The 15,719-nt window shown below is 45.2% G+C and carries 14 protein-coding genes; 13 read left to right on the top strand and 1 reads right to left on the bottom strand.

Annotation, left to right across the window (positions count from 1 at the left end; all coding sequences use genetic code 11):
• Window positions 1-96: 96 nt before the first annotated feature.
• From SALPA_RS08410 to dapA, 4 genes are all read left to right on the top strand, one after another.
• On the top strand, window positions 97-3,057 hold the full coding sequence (locus tag SALPA_RS08410; protein ID WP_145092262.1) for a hypothetical protein: 2,961 nt from the start codon (window positions 97-99) through the stop codon (window positions 3,055-3,057).
• A gap of 184 nt (window positions 3,058-3,241) precedes the next feature.
• Entirely contained in the window at window positions 3,242-3,508 is a 267-nt protein-coding gene (locus SALPA_RS08405) for a 4Fe-4S binding protein (protein ID WP_145092259.1), read from the top strand.
• Between the two features lie 18 nt (window positions 3,509-3,526).
• Window positions 3,527-5,308, top strand: a complete 1,782-nt coding sequence (locus tag SALPA_RS08400) for a carbon starvation protein A (protein WP_145092256.1) — start codon at window positions 3,527-3,529, stop codon at window positions 5,306-5,308.
• A 383-nt stretch (window positions 5,309-5,691) separates the two neighbouring features.
• The gene (dapA, locus tag SALPA_RS08395) at window positions 5,692-6,573 is read left to right on the top strand and encodes a 4-hydroxy-tetrahydrodipicolinate synthase (RefSeq protein ID WP_145092253.1); all 882 of its coding nucleotides are present in this window, start codon (window positions 5,692-5,694) and stop codon (window positions 6,571-6,573) included.
• A gap of 70 nt (window positions 6,574-6,643) precedes the next feature.
• Here the strand turns inward: dapA and SALPA_RS08390 are convergent, their stop codons facing one another.
• A complete protein-coding gene (locus SALPA_RS08390) occupies window positions 6,644-7,192 on the bottom strand; it encodes an NADH peroxidase (RefSeq protein WP_145092249.1) in 549 nt (182 codons plus the stop codon).
• A gap of 295 nt (window positions 7,193-7,487) precedes the next feature.
• Between SALPA_RS08390 and SALPA_RS08385 the strand changes: the two genes are divergently transcribed.
• The 9 genes from SALPA_RS08385 (at window position 7,488) to SALPA_RS08345 (ending at window position 15,681) form a co-directional block, all read left to right on the top strand.
• Entirely contained in the window at window positions 7,488-7,955 is a 468-nt protein-coding gene (locus SALPA_RS08385; protein WP_186450979.1) for a protease inhibitor I42 family protein, read from the top strand.
• Window positions 7,956-8,127: 172 nt separating this feature from the next.
• The gene (locus SALPA_RS08380) at window positions 8,128-9,024 is read left to right on the top strand and encodes a LysR family transcriptional regulator (protein ID WP_255451036.1); all 897 of its coding nucleotides are present in this window, start codon (window positions 8,128-8,130) and stop codon (window positions 9,022-9,024) included.
• Window positions 9,025-9,068: 44 nt separating this feature from the next.
• Window positions 9,069-9,824, top strand: a complete 756-nt coding sequence (gene pxpB, locus SALPA_RS08375) for a 5-oxoprolinase subunit PxpB (protein WP_145092240.1) — start codon at window positions 9,069-9,071, stop codon at window positions 9,822-9,824.
• Window positions 9,824-10,765, top strand: a complete 942-nt coding sequence (locus tag SALPA_RS08370; RefSeq protein ID WP_145092238.1) for a biotin-dependent carboxyltransferase family protein — start codon at window positions 9,824-9,826, stop codon at window positions 10,763-10,765. The genes pxpB (SALPA_RS08375) and SALPA_RS08370 overlap by 1 nt, the downstream gene beginning before the upstream one ends.
• Before the next feature lie 268 nt (window positions 10,766-11,033).
• Window positions 11,034-12,227 carry an NRAMP family divalent metal transporter gene (locus tag SALPA_RS08365; RefSeq protein ID WP_145092235.1) on the top strand — a complete coding sequence of 398 codons (1,194 nt, stop codon included), beginning with the start codon at window positions 11,034-11,036 and terminating at the stop codon, window positions 12,225-12,227.
• Between the two features lie 54 nt (window positions 12,228-12,281).
• The gene (gene pxpA, locus SALPA_RS08360; protein ID WP_145092232.1) at window positions 12,282-13,046 is read left to right on the top strand and encodes a 5-oxoprolinase subunit PxpA; all 765 of its coding nucleotides are present in this window, start codon (window positions 12,282-12,284) and stop codon (window positions 13,044-13,046) included.
• Window positions 13,047-13,076: 30 nt separating this feature from the next.
• Window positions 13,077-13,868, top strand: coding sequence for a putative hydro-lyase (locus tag SALPA_RS08355; RefSeq protein ID WP_145092230.1), 792 nt, complete (start codon window positions 13,077-13,079; stop codon window positions 13,866-13,868).
• Between the two features lie 50 nt (window positions 13,869-13,918).
• Entirely contained in the window at window positions 13,919-14,677 is a 759-nt protein-coding gene (pxpB, locus tag SALPA_RS08350) for a 5-oxoprolinase subunit PxpB (RefSeq protein WP_255451033.1), read from the top strand.
• The gene (locus SALPA_RS08345) at window positions 14,674-15,681 is read left to right on the top strand and encodes a biotin-dependent carboxyltransferase family protein (protein ID WP_145092227.1); all 1,008 of its coding nucleotides are present in this window, start codon (window positions 14,674-14,676) and stop codon (window positions 15,679-15,681) included. Before pxpB (SALPA_RS08350) ends, SALPA_RS08345 begins: the two co-directional genes overlap by 4 nt.
• Window positions 15,682-15,719 lie beyond the last annotated feature (38 nt).

Genomic DNA, 15,719 nt, shown 5'->3' with positions numbered 1-15,719 from the left:
TAGCTGTTTTTGAAGGGGGAGCCGGTAGCTTTGTGTAAAATATATACATAGTAAGAAAGGTTTTACTGGAGGACGTTACATGGGTAAGAAGATAGAATGGCACCCTTAAACTTAAGTCAAATAGCGATTTGGTGCCAACGAGACTTGCTTGAGCTGCAAAAAAAACAGGAAGAAACCGTTAGCATGCAGCTGGAGCTTGCCAATCTCACAAAACGGCAGGATGAAATAAAAGCGGAATGTACTGTTATCGCAGACGAGATTACCGGCGATGATGAACAATGGCGGGAGTTAGCTCAATTTGAGCATAAAGTTCAACGCGACAGTGAGACTTTAAAAGCACGGCATGAAGCTCTGCAAGCAGAGTATCAGGAAATAGTGAACGAGCAGGAAACTAGTCTGCCAAGGTCGGCACCTGCTGACAAGGAAGCAGACCGGTTGTTTGCGGCCCAGTTTGAGACAGAAGCTGTCATTGCCCAAAACCTGGTGAAAAGGGAAGAGGTGACTGTACAGTTAACCTATTTAGCTGAACTGGCTGACCTGGAACAGCAGAATGCAAAGCTACAAGCAACTGTAATTTCCCGGAAACTTGAGTTGCAGCGCATTGAAGCGGAAAAGACAAAACTGATTAATGCCTTGTCGCTGCTTATTGAGCACAAACAAGATGCTTATGTATTATTAAGCGGTAAGCGCGAGGAGCAAATTATTGCTGTAGCACAGTACAACCAAGACCTCACTGATTTTGTAACTGTCGTGCAGCAGGTGGCGTGCCAGGCGCAAGCACCGGTAAATCACTTTCTGAATCAGGATATCAGTCGTTTATTGGAACTAATCAATATTATTAAGCAACGACAATATGATCTTAAATCTACGGAGTTTGATAAAATAAACCAATTACGTGAACTAGCTTACGTCCTAAACGATACGGCGAAGGACTATGGTTTGACGATAAGTGATCTTCCGTCAGATCCAAAGGGTGTGGTGGTTAATTATCAAAGTATCAGTCACTTACGCCAGGAAGTCAATGATCTATTATGGGTTACACCACCGGGAATATTAGCTAAACTCGGTCTGTGTGCGCAGTGGAAAAAAACGTTATTGGATTTGCTTGTAAAGGCTAAGTCTATGGAAGAATTGGCAGTTTCACCTGCTGTTCTTCGTGAACAAACAATTGCCGAAATTGATAAGGTATTGTTGGAATGCCGTCATCTTACGCAACGGATTTATGAGGCTTGCTACCGGCAGCTTCTGGATTGCGGATATTCACTGGAACATGCCTATATCCAGTGCCAAGAGGAATTAGCGGCTTTAACAAAACAACTGCTAAGTTCCCGTAAGGAAACACAAGATCTTAAAATGCGAATGGACCCCAATGTCGTTGATGATGTACTTGAGCTGGAACAAAGTCTAGGAAAAATTGAGCACACGCTGGAGCAGGCTCAGTACAAGCTGCAACAGCAGAAGTCTGTGCTTGCTGAGCAGGGTTTATTGCAGGAAAATGACATAGTGGCAGTGGCTCGCCAGCGAGAACAGCAAAATAGTTTGGAAGATCTCTCACAGCGGTGTGACGATATTGAGAAACAAAGGACAGATAACACAAATAGGTTGCAGGAATACCGCCAGCGTCTGATCGAATTGGAAGATGTAATAACGGTAGCCTGTGGTAAACTGGAGAGATTAGTTTGTGAGCAAGATATCATTTCTTCAAGAATCAAAACAATTTCAACACAGTTGACAAATAGCGTGAGCTTTGATAATAAAATAAAGGTTTTGTTGTTGAAGGAATGGATAAGCCGGATACAGAAAGCTCACTACCAGCCTGAATGTAACGCTGGCATGACTGACCTAGTAAGCGGAGCGACTCCGGCGACAGCACTTTTAGGAAAAAAATCCTTAGAAGTTGAGAATATCGCTCAACACATAATCGCTGAGCAAGCCGGACTGGTACTATTGGAGACGCGGGAATGGCAACTGCCTGTTGCGCTTATATCAGTAGAATTTAGGCTTGACGGATACAGGCGCTATAACCTCATCGAAGAGTTTATTATGAAATGTATTTCCTGCGGCCTGGCTGAGCTGTGTAGTCAACAAGGTATTGGCAATTTGTTACGAGTGGAAGAGGTCGTTGTCAGCTATACCCTTAGTGAACTTGTCCGGTGCCAATTGCTAAGTGAATGTGAGGCTGGCGGCACTAGAAACTACGAACTGACTGATAAAGGGCGGAAAGTAGTTCGTAGCGGTCTGTTTGCTGTCACCCCCCGCAATGGAGCAGTTGTGATCACCGTAAATGCACAGTATGAGTTAATTGATACCTGTAAACAACCGGTTGATAATCTCTGGGAACAAAGTCTGCCGGTTTTTCGCTACTCTAACAAGCAGGAAGAACTGGCGCTCAGGAGCCAGTTCCAAATAGAAGATGAAGACGCCAAAGGCATTGCCCAAGAGATGATTAAAGAATGGTATACTGCTGATCTGGAAGAGTATAAAACAATAATGTATGATGCGCAGCGTAAACAAGACAGCTGTCTGCGCTTTGGTGAGATCTGGATATATGATGTGATTAATAATCGGATTTTTTGTCACGTTTGGAACTTTGACCAACATGCATTTTGTCCAAAACTGGAGTTTGTACTTAATTTGCTTGAAGGCGAACAACGGTTTAAAACGGTGCAAGCCGCTTATCTGCAGGGGCTGTTTTTGGAAAAACTAGAGGCCCAGCTGCTAAATGGCTATTTAGCTGACGAAGTACAGTGTATTACCTGGTTTTATGCCATGTTAAGGCTGAGTGAGCATAGCTATATACGCGAAATACTGGCCGAAGAAGCTGTGGAAAAAGTAATTGCCATTCATTCTGATCGCATGGTATTTAAACTCTTGGCAGTATATGTTAAAGTTGATGAATATGAGTTTGGGTTTAGCCGTTTGCTGGTTTGGTTGGCAGGAAAGCAAGAGAGTCATACCAAACTGACATACTGGCTGGAGAAGTTGCGTACTCGTAATCCCAAGGCATACAGTAAAATAACTACCACTTTCAAAACCGCTCTGAGAAGAGGGCGATAATGTGTTTGCTAACTTTAGCGCTATTAAAGTGAAATCGGCTTAATTCTTTGCTAAGCAGGGAATTAAGCCGATTTCATCGTTGTAAATCTATATACAGCCTTATGACAATAGCGGAATGGAACCTGATAACTGAATATAGATAGTAATTTTGTATCATGCTAATGGCAAAGAGGGAGGTACGTTTATGGCAGAGTTAATTAGATACTTTATTACCAATAAATGTGAGCGATGTAATCGCTGTGTGGAGGTGTGCCCAGAAGGAGCCATCTACGCGGCAGAAGAAAAATATGGTATAGATGATACTGTCTGTAAAGGCTGTGGACTATGCGCTGAAGTATGCCCAACAAATGCGATAGTACATGAAACAGACCCGTATCGCAGTATCAACCGCGAATCGGACTCTTTTTTTGGCGGCGGTGCATGGCCCATTTCTGGGCATAAATCAAAATAGCTGGAGGAACTAACTAGTATGAATGCATTAACATTGATTATTATTACTGCTTTGGTGCTTGTCCTGGCATACCGGTTCTACGGCTGCTTTATTGCGGCGAAAATTTTAGCAATTAATCCAAGTCGTGAAACACCGGCGCATGAACTCAATGATGGTCGTGACTACATTCCTACCAACAAATGGGTGGTATTTGGACATCACTTTGCAGCCATTGCCGGTGCAGGACCGCTCGTTGGTCCCACTCTAGCTGCCCAGTATGGTTATGCACCCGGATTTCTTTGGCTGCTGATCGGGGCCGTTCTCGCAGGTGGTGTTCATGATATGGTGGTACTTTTTGCGTCAATTCGCCACAAGGGACGGTCGCTTGCTGAAATTGCTAAAGATGAGGTTGGAAAAACGACAGGGGCAGCCGCAAGCTTTGCGGTTCTTGTCATTATTCTTATGACAATGGCGGGGCTGGCAATTGTCATCGTAAATGCCCTATTTAAAAATGCCTGGGGCACCTTTACGGTTGCAGCAACTATTCCGATTGCCATGTTTATTGGAATATACATGCGTTATCTCCGGCCAGGCCATATTGGTGAAGCCTCATTTATTGGTACCGCTCTTGTCTTGCTGGGGGTAGTCCTTGGTCCGGTAATTAAAGCTTCTGCCTGGGCATCCTTATTCACCTTTTCTGAAACGCAGCTGAAACTTCTGTTGCCTGCATACGGCTTTATTGCAGCAACGCTACCAGTCTGGTTTCTGCTGGCACCACGCGATTACCTCAGTTCTTATTTGAAAATTGGAACAATTGCTGGTCTGGCTTTAGGAATATTTATTGTAAGACCTGAGATTCAGATGCCGGCATTTACTGTGTTTACTAATGGTGGCGGACCGATTATTCCAGGTCCGGTGTGGCCCTTTTTGATGATTACCATTGCTTGCGGTGCTGTTTCTGGTTTTCATGCTTTAATTGGTTCAGGCACTACGCCTAAGTTGGTGGATAATGAGGGAGACATCCTAATGATTGGGTACGGAGCTATGTTGACTGAATGTTTTGTTGGGGTTATGGCATTGATTGCGGCCACCGCGCTGCAGCCTGGTGATTATTTTGCCATAAATACTTCTGCTGCCGTCTTTCCCAGTCTGGCTTCCCAAGGGTATACCATCGTAGATTTACCCCAGTTGTCAACGATGGTCGGTGAAGATGTAGCCCACAGGCCGGGTGGGGCTGTGTCTCTGGCTGTGGGGATGGCGGCTATCTTTGCCGGTATTCCCGGTTTACGGCATTTGATGACCTATTGGTATCAATTTGCCATCATGTTTGAAGCCTTATTTATTTTGACAACAATTGATGCCGGTACAAGGGTGGCCCGGTATATTGTACAAGACTTATTTGGCAAGGTTTATAGACCCTTTGAGCAAGTCAACTGGTGGCCGGGCGTTATTATCACCGGTGGGCTGGTATCATTTGTTTGGGGTTATCTGCTTTATGGCGGAAATATATCGACAATATGGCCTATTTTCGGAGTAGCTAATCAACTGCTGGCAACGCTTGCCCTGTGTATTGGCACAACCATCATCCTAAAACAGACCAAAAGCATAGGCTATGCACTGGTTACTTTTGTGCCAATGATTTTTTTGTTTGTTACTACAGTTACGGCCGGGAGTATGTCTATCTTTAATACCTATCTGCCTAAGGGAATGCTGACAAATGCAATTCTGATGGCTTTGATGATTTTGGCTGTTATAATAACGGTGGTTGACTCCAGCTTTAAGTGGTCTAGGTTTATTCGAAATGAGGCGGTAAAAAGATAAGCGTATCGTAGCTTTGAGAATAATGACTTGGGAATCAAAGCAAACGGTATGGGCTTTGGTGCAAACTATAATTTTTAATTAAGGAAGAACGCCCAAAAGAGACTACCCGGCTGTAGTCTCTTTTGGTTTATGGGTTAAATATTTAAATGTAGTGAAATAAATTTTAAAAGTTGAAATTCGGATTTGGTAAAAATAAGGACAATTGTATTTATTAGGTGCTGTTTGTATGTATATAAGGCAAGCTTGAGTCGCTGCATGATCACATTTTTGTTAAGAAAGAAAGCGACTTAGGCGATATCTGTATAGAAATTGGTTGTTTTATAGGATATAATCAAAGTATTAATGATTTGATGTACCAAATATGAATAAAGGGTGGTTAACTTATGAGAAAACCATTATTTACTGGCTCTGCAGTAGCTATTGTAACTCCATTTACTGACAATGGTGTTGATTATCCATCATTAGCAAAGCTAATTGAGTTTCAAATCCAAAACGGCACAGATGCCATTGTAATCTGTGCTACTACAGGCGAAGCCTCCACCATGCCAGATGATGAGCATATTGCTACTATTAAGTTTGCGGTAGAAACAGTCAACAAGCGCGTACCGGTTATTGCTGGCACGGGAAGTAATGATACCCGCCATGCCATAGAATTATCGAAAGCAGCTGAAGCAGTGGGTGCTGACGGACTATTATCAGTGACTCCTTACTATAACAAAGCTACACAAAAAGGCTTATATAAGCATTTTAAGCTTATTGCTGATAGTGTTACGATACCAATAATTTTATATAATGTGCCGAGCAGAACTAATTTGAACATAAATCCTGAGACAATAGAAGCATTAGCTAAAATCGATAATATCATTGCCGTTAAGGAATGTAATCTCGGTCAAGTTGGTGATGTAGTAAATTTGTGTGGTGAGGACTTCTTTGTATATTCCGGTGATGACAATAGTGTTTTGCCTGTACTGTCATTAGGTGGTCAAGGTGTTATTTCTGTAATGGCTAATATTATCCCGCAGGATACTCACAATATGGTTGCGAAGTTCTTTGAGGGGGATTGTAAGGGTGCTATCAAGTTGCAGCTTCAGACACTGAATCTCATAAAAGCCTTATTTAGTGAAGTAAACCCTATCCCGGTTAAAGCAGCTGTAAATTTGCTGGGCTTTACGGCCGGTCAATGCCGCATGCCGTTAACAGAGCTTGAAGACCATAACCTGGAACTTCTCCGCAGCGAAATGAAAGCCTACGGCTTGATTAAGTAGAAGTTTAGAGAAAAAACACCTACGAGTCGTTTGATGGACTCGCAGGTGTTTTCATTTTTATTTCGAAATACTACTTCCCGAAATATCTGTCTAGTAATCCCTTAAAGGCGGCGCCATGACGTGCTTCATCTTTACACATTTCATGAACAGTATCATGAATAGCATCCAAGCCAAGTTCTTTAGCTTTTTTGGCGATAGTCAGTTTGCCTTGACAGGCACCATATTCAGCTTCTACCCGGAGTTCAAGGTTCTTTTGGGTAGAAGGATTTACGACTTCACCCAGCAATTCGGCAAATTTTGCGGCGTGCTCGGCTTCTTCAAAGGCAATGCGTTTATAAGCCTCAGCTACCTCGGGGTAACCTTCACGGTCAGCTTGGCGGCTCATTGCCAGATACATGCCGACTTCGGTGCACTCTCCCATAAAATTCAATTTCAGACCTTCGAGGATTTCGGTATCTACGCCAGCAGCTACGCCGATTCTATGCTCATCAGCCCAATTCAAACCAGCAGCGGACTGTTCAACAAACTTAGTAGCAGGTGCGTTACATTGGGGACAAGCGTCAGGGGCAAAGTCGCCCTCGTGAACATAGCCACAGATAGTACAGACAAACTTTTTCATAAATCTACCTCCACAAACAATAATTATTATTATAGGATAATTATAACACAGAAAATAGGAAATACAATACCCAATTTTAAAAAAATCTGTGTTCAACAATAGTTTCGATTTGCAAACCATTGTGATGGCCATTGATTATGCAAAATCTAGCAGGAAAATTTATATAGCGCGGAGAAACGGGTACTAACCTGCAAAGTAGGTTAGTACCCGAAATAAAGATGGTACAGGTCAGATTAAATTTGCCCTAGGGTAATATTTTTCAAAATAGTGCTGAATTTAAGGGAGGAAGATGCTTGTGGGGGACTTTTCAAAGAAACTGCTGTTTAAACTGTTACTCGTAATGATGGTATTGCCGTTACTGTTTGCTGGTAGTGTGTCGGCAGAAGGTATGGCTTACCGGGAAGAGTCTGTTAAGCTGACAGTACAGGTGGATAGTTTGGGTCAGGGAGTTGTTAACATGGCGCTTGCTCTCCAGCCAGGTGAAGTGTTTCGGGTGGAACTGCTTTCTGCCGCCGGAACTGGTTATTCATGGAAATTAGAGGGAGAACCTATGCTGGTCAGAGCAGAACAAACAGCGGATTCCCAACCGCTGTCAGCTGACAAGAACCTGTGTGGCGGACCGTTGCGTGATACTTATATACTGAAGGCGGGTGATGAGTTGGGAACAGAAACCATCCACTTTAGCTTTGCCCGGCCTTGGGACGCGGGAAAACTGGCAACCAAGACACTGGCAATCGCGGTGACAGTTCGGGAGAGCAAGTAGCCTAATGGAACTGTCAGTATAGAACTAAACCTGTATATTCCGGGAAAGTATTAATAGTGGAATAAAATGGCCGGGCTCATTAGAAAGATCAAGTGAGTTTCGGCCACTTTTTTAAAAAAGTGGTCGAAAGCGTTAAATAGAGTATAATATAGACAAAGTAGGTTGTTTTGGAGTGGTATTTTTGGAAATACGACAATTAAAGACGTTTATGAGTATTGTTAAGTTTGGTAATTTTTCACAGGCTGCACAATTTCTTGGCTATACTCAGTCTACAGCAACAACGCATATTCAATTTTTAGAAAAAGAATTGAACACTGTTTTGTTTGAACGGTTTGGTCATCAGCTAATGCTTACCGGTGACGGTGAGCGGCTCTATGATTATGCTGAGCGCATTACCAAACTGGCCGAGGAAGCTAAAAACGTGCTTGATGATTTTTCGATACCGCGGGGGCCGATTATCATTGGTATCCCGGAATCGCTCTGTGTATACCGGTTGCAGGATTTGCTTAAGGAATATGCTGCCGTATATCCTGAGGTGGAATTGAAGGTGAAGCTAGGGATTTCAAGTGATTTTTACAATATGCTGCGAAAAAATATGATGGATGTGGCTTTTTTCCTGGAAGAGAAAATACAGGAGCCTGACTTAGTCAGTAAATTGTTATGGCCGGAGCCTGTGGTTTTAACTGCCTCGCCCAACCATGTTTTCAGCAGGTTTTCCGGGGTGCAGGTAAGCGACCTGGGCGGACAAACACTGATCTTTCCCGATTCCGGTAGTAGCTATCGGACTTTATTGGAAGAGAGTATGGAAAAAGCGGCTGTCCGGCCGGGAAATGTGCTGGAAATATGCCAGATTGAGGTTATTAAGCAATTTGTTATGAGCAATATCGGGTTGACGATCCTGCCCCAGGCGGCAGTCCAGAATGAACTTACGTCAGGTACCTTAGTAGCTTTGCCCTGGTTGGGACCGGAATTCCAAATTAATGCATATCTTGCCTACCACAAGGATAAATGGCTTTCTTCTACCATTCAAGCTTTTCATAAGCTTGTTCAGGAGAGGTTATTGAAGTGAATTTCTTGCCAACTGAGAAAATCCAAAACCCAGTGGAGGTCGCTATGAATAAATGGATGCCTGATGTCAGACTGCTTGTTGCGGGTGAGCATGGGTTGGTAATCGAATTCGATCCAGACATTTCGCCTGCTATTAACAGGATGGTGCAACAGCTTGCCGGACTGCTTAACAGCAGTTTGCTTCCTGGTGTTATTGAGGTGGTGCCCACCTACCGGACTGTTATGGTATATTTTGATCCTTTGGTAATAACCAGGCAGGAGTTGTCCGGGTTTATCAGCCAAATGCTGTGTGAAATGAATCCCCAAAGCAGTCAGCCTACAGAGGCCAAGACAGTTTATGTGCCGGTTTGTTACGGGGGTGTGCTGGGACCTGATTTGGAATATGTGGCACGCTATACCAGGCTGACGGCAGCAGAGGTTATCGGTATTCATACCGCAACCCCCTATTTGGTGTATATGCTGGGGTTTACCCCGGGGTTTCCTTATTTGGGCGGCTTGGCTGAGCAGCTTGCGGTGCCACGGCAGGAAAAGCCGCGTGCTAAGGTGCCGGCCGGCTCGGTGGGGATTGGGGGCAGTCAGACAGGCCTTTATCCTGTGGAAAGTCCGGGAGAATGGTGGCTGATTGGGCGTACGCCGGTCAAGGCCTTTAATCCTAAGAGCAGTCGGCCTTTTTTATTTTCTCCCGGAGATTATCTGCAGTTTTATACGATAACCGTGGAAGAGTATTTTGCGATACGCCGCGAAGTAGCAGCAGGCACTTATGTTCCGCGAATTTGTCAGGGCAGTGAGAGTGATGAGTAGTGATTACTGTTATTCAACAAGGTTTCTTTACAACAGTACAGGATGAGGGCCGATGGGGCTACCAGGCTTATGGTTTGCCGATAGCCGGGGTAATGGACCGGTATGCCGGGCGCATAGTCAACTTATTGGCAGGTAATGAGGTACAGGCGGCCGTGCTGGAAATGACCTCTTGGGGAGCGGTGCTTAAGTTTGATGAGGAGCGACTGGTGGCTGTTGGCGGCGCAGATATGCGGGTAACGGTAAATGGTGTTGCTGCTCCCAATTGGTCGGCTTTTCTTGTGCCCAGGAACGGAGAACTCCGATTTGGCGAGGCTGTCACCGGCTATCGGGCTTATTTAGCGGTGCAGGGGGGAATCGATGTTCCCCTGGTACTGGGCAGCCGGTCTACTTGTGTTAAAGCAGGCGTTGGGGGCTATGAGGGGAGAACGCTGCGGCAGGGCGATGTCCTGTATGCTGGGCAGGCAGGGGCAGGTGCTGCCAGACCACAGTCACTTGCCGGTGAATATATTCCGTCCTATGGTGACAAGGTTTTGATAAGAGTGATGCTCGGGCCTCAGCAGGATATGTTTTCTGAGGAAGCAATTGCTACCTTTTTCGCTAAACCATATACAATTACCAAGCAAGCTGACAGGGTTGGTTACCGGTTGACAGGCTCCCGGATTTTACCTGTCGGCAAAGCAGATATTATCTCTGATGCTGTGTATCAGGGCTCTATTCAGATTGCTTCGCATGGTATGCCGTTTATTATGCTGGCAGATCACCAGACTACGGGTGGATTTGCCAAGCTTGGCTATGTGATTCGGAACGATTTGTCCAAGGTCGCCCAGACCAAGACCGGTGATAGTATACGATTTTGCTGTGTTAGTGAAACGGAAGCAATTGCTGCACTCCACGCAGAACAGCAATTGTATCAGGCTATTGCCACAGCGTTGAAAGCTTAAAAAAATAGCTTTCAGGAAAATCGAATGTCCCTATTTAATTTTTCAATTTTACATCCGGTTAGTTCGGTGTTATGATAAAAAAAACCAAATTTCGCAGGAAGCAAAGGCGCTTCGAACAAAGAGTAACTTTGTTTGAGCGTCTTTTTGTTTTAAACTGAAATTCATTTCTCAGTAGGCGAAAAAAGGATAAAAAACTAGGGGGGAACTATGGAACCAATAAAAATGTGAATTTTGGTTATTATCAAATAATTGAGGAGTGTGATCAGCAATGGGTGAGAGTAAAGTAGAGAATAGATTTAAAGGGTCCTATCTCGGCGCTATCTTTTTGATGGCCATCACGGCAATTGGTCCGGGATTTTTGATGCAAACCACTGTGTTCACTCAAAAAACGGGAGCCAGTTTTGGGTTTGTAATCTTGGCGTCGGTAATAATTGATATTTTTGTTCAGATCAATGTTTGGAGAATTATCGTTGCTTCCGGTATGCGTGGCCAGGAAATTGGGAATACAGTCCTGCCAGGGTTAGGCTATTTTATTTCTATTTTAATTGTAATGGGCGGTTTATGTTTCAACATTGGCAATATCGCCGGAGCGTCACTGGGGCTCAACGTTTTGTTTGGCACATCAATTCAAGCAGGAGCCATCATTAGCGGTATCATTGCCTTATCTATTTTCTGTTTTAAGCAGATAGGCAAAATCATGGACAGCTTCGTAAGCAGCTTTGGTATTGTTAGGATTCTTTTGGCTGTATTTGTCGCCATAGCAGCTATGCCGCCAGTAGGCGAAGCGGTTGTTAAAACTTTTGCGCCTGATCAAATTGATATAGTAGCGCTGATCACACTCATTGGCGGCAGTGTAGGCGGATATATAACCTATTCCGGCGGACACCGGCTTTTGGACGCTGGCATCAAGGGCATAAAATTTATTCCGCAGGCAACGCGAAGCGCCATAAGCGGTATTTTAATCACCGGTGTTATGCGTGTAGTGCTTTTCTTAGGTGCTCTTGGTGTTATCGTACATGGCCATTTTATAGATCCGGCAAATCCGGCTGCTTCTGTTTTCCAAGCTGCGGCAGGAGACATAGGCTATAAATTATTTGGTATTGTAATATGGTCAGCCGGTACGACTTCGGTTATTGGCTGTGCTTACACGTCTGTATCCTTTTTAAAATCGTTTAGCAAAAAAGTTGATGAGTATTATGACAAAATCATCATTGGGTTTATTATTTTTTCGACAATTGTTTTTGTTATGGTTGGCCAGCCGGTTAAGGTACTTGTGGTCGTGGGAACAATTAACGGGTTTATATTACCGTTAGCTTTGGCTTCGATATTAGTTGGGGCTCATAATAAAAAGATTGTCGGTGAATACAGACATCCTGTATGGATGACCGTTAGCGGTTTTCTTGTTGTTGCTATCATGGGATATATGAGTGTACGTACATTTATTAATCAATTTTTAATGTAATCATATGATGTTTTACATTCTATAGATTATAAAAAACTTTGGAGGTATACCGATATGTACCGAGTTGACTTAAACTGTGACTTGGGAGAGAGCTTTGGCGCTTACAAACTAGGCGTGGACGAAGAGATTCTGCCATTTGTAACCTCGGCAAATATTGCCTGCGGCTTTCACGCCGGTGATCCGGGGGTTATGCGCAAAACAGTCACGCTGGCCTTGAAAAATGGCGTAGCGATTGGTGCTCATCCTGGCTTGCCGGATTTGGCTGGTTTTGGCCGGAGACAAATGGATATTTCACCCCAGGAGGCATATGACCTGGTAGTGTACCAGCTTGGTGCATTAACGGCCTTTGTCAAAGCTGAAGGAGCAAATATGCAGCATGTTAAGCCGCATGGCGCTCTCTATAATATGGCGGCCAAAAGCAAACCGCTGTCAGCAGCTGTTGCCGAAGCTGTTTATAAGGTAGATCCCGGTTTAATTCTGTTTGGTCTTGCAGGTAGTGAACTAGTCGCTGCCGGAGAAAAAATTGGTCTGCAGGTAGCTCATGAGGTATTTGCCGACCGTACGTATCAGCAGGATGGTTCATTAACTCCGCGTAAACAACCGGATGCGTTGATTACCAATCAGGAAGAAGCCGTGCAGCAAGTTGTCCGCATGATTAAGGAAGGCAAGGTATTATCGCGACAAGGCCGGGATATTGCCGTCAAGGCCGATACGGTATGTATTCATGGTGATGGCAGACACGCGCTGGAATTTGCCCGGAAGATACGGGAATATCTCCTTAACGGTGGGATTGATGTCAAGGCTATGGGTGATAAGTAGTAACAATAGGATAGTAAAGAGGGATGAAAAATGAGTGAGTTTGCAAATATGAGTCCGGCAGAAGTACGGGCTATGATTCGTCGGAATGAGTGGGCTAAGCCAACATCTGGAATGGCTAAGGGGTTTACCCAGGCCAATCTGGCCATTTTGAAGAAGGATATTGCTTTTGATTTTCTTTTATTTTGCCAGAGGAATCCGAAACCCTGTCCGGTGCTTGATGTCACCGAAGCCGGTTCGCCGGTGCCCAGGCTGGTAGCTCCTGCTGCAGATATCCGCACAGATATTCCTAGATACCGGATTTACCGGCACGGCGAATTGGTAGATGAAGTAACAGATATTCTTACTTACTGGGAAGATGATATGGTTGCTTTTCTTATCGGTTGCAGCTTTACGTTTGAACATCCGCTGATGAATAGCGGTATTCCGGTTCGTCACATCGAAGAGAATTGTAATGTGGCCATGTATAAGACCAATATTCCCTGTATACAAGCAGGCCGTTTTGAAGGCCCGGTAGTGGTGAGCATGCGGCCGATACCGGAAAAGGATGTTGTGAGGGCTGTTCAGATAACCTCCCGCTTCCCGTCAGTTCATGGTGCGCCTATTCATATTGGCAATCCGGCCGGTATTGGGATAAATGATATTGACAAGCCGGACTTTGGTGATCGTGTTACGATTAAAGCCGGAGAAGTCCCGGTATTTTGGGCCTGCGGAGTTACGCCGCAAGCGGTAGCTATGCAGATAAAACCGGAGTTGATGATTACCCATGCTCCCGGTCATATGTTTATTACCGATATACAGGATGAAAAATTCAGTGTGTTGTAAGTAACGCTGTAGCATGCTATATATAGCAAGAGACACAGAGGTGGATACTCGTGAGTCAACAAACAGAGACGGCTGTGCTTGAATACCAACTGCTGCCTGTCGGCGAAGCAGCCCTTATGGTGGAATTCGGTAAAGGCATTAATCCTGAGACAAATAAGAAAGTAAAGACACTAGCCGATTATCTGGATCGGCAGCCGTTGCCGGGAATGCTAGAATATGTATCGGCTTACTCCAGCGTTACCGTGTTTTTCAATCCGGCGCAAGTAAAGCAATTATGCGAAGAACAGTTTTACCAGCAAACAGAACCACTGGCCTATGAAGTTCTTGCTGATTTATTAGTAAAAGTACTGAGTAAACTAGACAATAGCGTAGCAACTGTGCCCAGAACCGTGGAAATTCCTGTCTGTTATGGTGGTGAATTCGGCCCGGATCTAGCTTATGTGGCAGAGCATAATAACCTGACAATGGAAAAAGTAATTGAAATCCATAGTCAGGGGCAGTATCTTGTGTATATGATCGGATTCGCTCCTGGATTTCCTTATCTTGGCGGCATGTCCGAAAAAATAGCCACACCCCGGCGGCCATCGCCGCGCCTGGAAATTCCGGCAGGTTCTGTAGGAATTGCCGGTATGCAAACCGGTGTCTATCCTATCACAACCCCTGGAGGCTGGCAGTTGATTGGCCGCACGCCGTTGCCGTTGTTTCGTCCTCTGGCGGCATGTCCCAGTCTCTTGCAGGCAGGCGATATCATCCGGTTCCGGCCGATTTCTTTGGCTGAATATCAGGAATATGAGGAGGCCAGGCCATGAGTATGACTGTGCTGCGCCCCGGCCTGCTTTCCAGCATTCAGGATCTGGGCAGATATGGTTTTCAAAAGTACGGCGTGATTGTAAGTGGCGCTATAGATTCCTACGCATTGCGCGTAGCCAATATCCTGGTGGGTAATGAGGAAGGTCAGGGTGCATTGGAAATGACACTAATGGGGCCGACGCTGCGGCTGGAGCAGGATATGCTGCTGGCCATAACCGGCGGCGATATGGCGCCGGCCATTAATGGCGCAGCAGTGCCCATGTGGCGACCGGTTTATGTCAAACAAGGCAGTGTGCTTGCTTTTAGAGGATCTAAGCCAGGCTGCCGTTCTTATCTGGCTGTGGCCGGAGGGTATGATATTCCGGTAGTAATGGGCAGCAAAAGCACCTATTTGCGGGCAGGTATTGGCGGCTTTCACGGGCGGGCGTTACAGCAGGATGATGTGCTTGTTGGCCAAAATTCCCTGTCAGAGCAGGCTGACCGGTTAAGTAAACAGTTAGCTGCTAAATTGCAGGGGCATGCTTTTGCCGCTACAGCCTGGTATGCAGCCAAGGAGCATATTCTCCAGATTGCTCAGCCTATTTCGGTGCGTGTTACCTGTGGCAGTCAGTATGAGCATTTTACAGCAGCAAGTAAGGCGCAATTTTTTGGTCAGCCTTTTCAGGTTACAACACAGTCAGACCGGATGGGATACCGTTTGTCAGGTCCGGTGCTAACGCTGAGTGAGCCATTAGAAATGATTTCTGAGGCGGTTGCGCTGGGAACTATTCAGGTGCCGCCTGATGGCAACCCGATTGTGCTGCTGGCAGACAGGCAAACCGCGGGGGGGTATCCCAAGATAGCCCAGGTTGCAGCGGTAGATGTTGCCCTTATTGCTCAGACCAGGCCGGGAGCGCAAATCAAGTTTCAGGAAATATCGCTCAAAGAGGCACAGAAGCTTTATCTTGAACGGGAAGGATATCTGCAGCAACTAAAACAAGCCATTGCCTTGCGGCTAATGTAAGCCTATACCAAATTGCAGGATAAGTTTGCCTAGCAGTA

It is taken from the genome of Sporomusa sp. KB1, assembly GCF_007830295.1.
Lineage (GTDB): Bacteria > Bacillota > Negativicutes > Sporomusales > Sporomusaceae > Sporomusa.
The sequence above is the reverse complement of the archived record's forward strand: the minus strand, read 5'-3'. Positions and strand labels throughout refer to the sequence as shown.

Bases quoted from the DNA above. Each gene is read 5' to 3' on its own strand.
- SALPA_RS08355 (WP_145092230.1), top strand. From the start codon at position 13,077: ATGAGTGAGTTTGCAAATATGAGTCCGGCAGAAGTACGGGCTATGATT.
- SALPA_RS08405 (WP_145092259.1), top strand. From the start codon at position 3,242: ATGGCAGAGTTAATTAGATACTTTATTACCAATAAATGTGAGCGATGT.
- SALPA_RS08390 (WP_145092249.1), bottom strand. From the start codon at position 7,192: ATGAAAAAGTTTGTCTGTACTATCTGTGGCTATGTTCACGAGGGCGAC.
- SALPA_RS08400 (WP_145092256.1), top strand. From the start codon at position 3,527: ATGAATGCATTAACATTGATTATTATTACTGCTTTGGTGCTTGTCCTG.
- SALPA_RS08345 (WP_145092227.1), top strand. From the start codon at position 14,674: ATGAGTATGACTGTGCTGCGCCCCGGCCTGCTTTCCAGCATTCAGGAT.
- pxpA (WP_145092232.1), top strand. From the start codon at position 12,282: ATGTACCGAGTTGACTTAAACTGTGACTTGGGAGAGAGCTTTGGCGCT.
- pxpB (WP_145092240.1), top strand. From the start codon at position 9,069: ATGAATAAATGGATGCCTGATGTCAGACTGCTTGTTGCGGGTGAGCAT.
- SALPA_RS08365 (WP_145092235.1), top strand. From the start codon at position 11,034: ATGGGTGAGAGTAAAGTAGAGAATAGATTTAAAGGGTCCTATCTCGGC.
- dapA (WP_145092253.1), top strand. From the start codon at position 5,692: ATGAGAAAACCATTATTTACTGGCTCTGCAGTAGCTATTGTAACTCCA.
- SALPA_RS08410 (WP_145092262.1), top strand. From the start codon at position 97: ATGGCACCCTTAAACTTAAGTCAAATAGCGATTTGGTGCCAACGAGAC.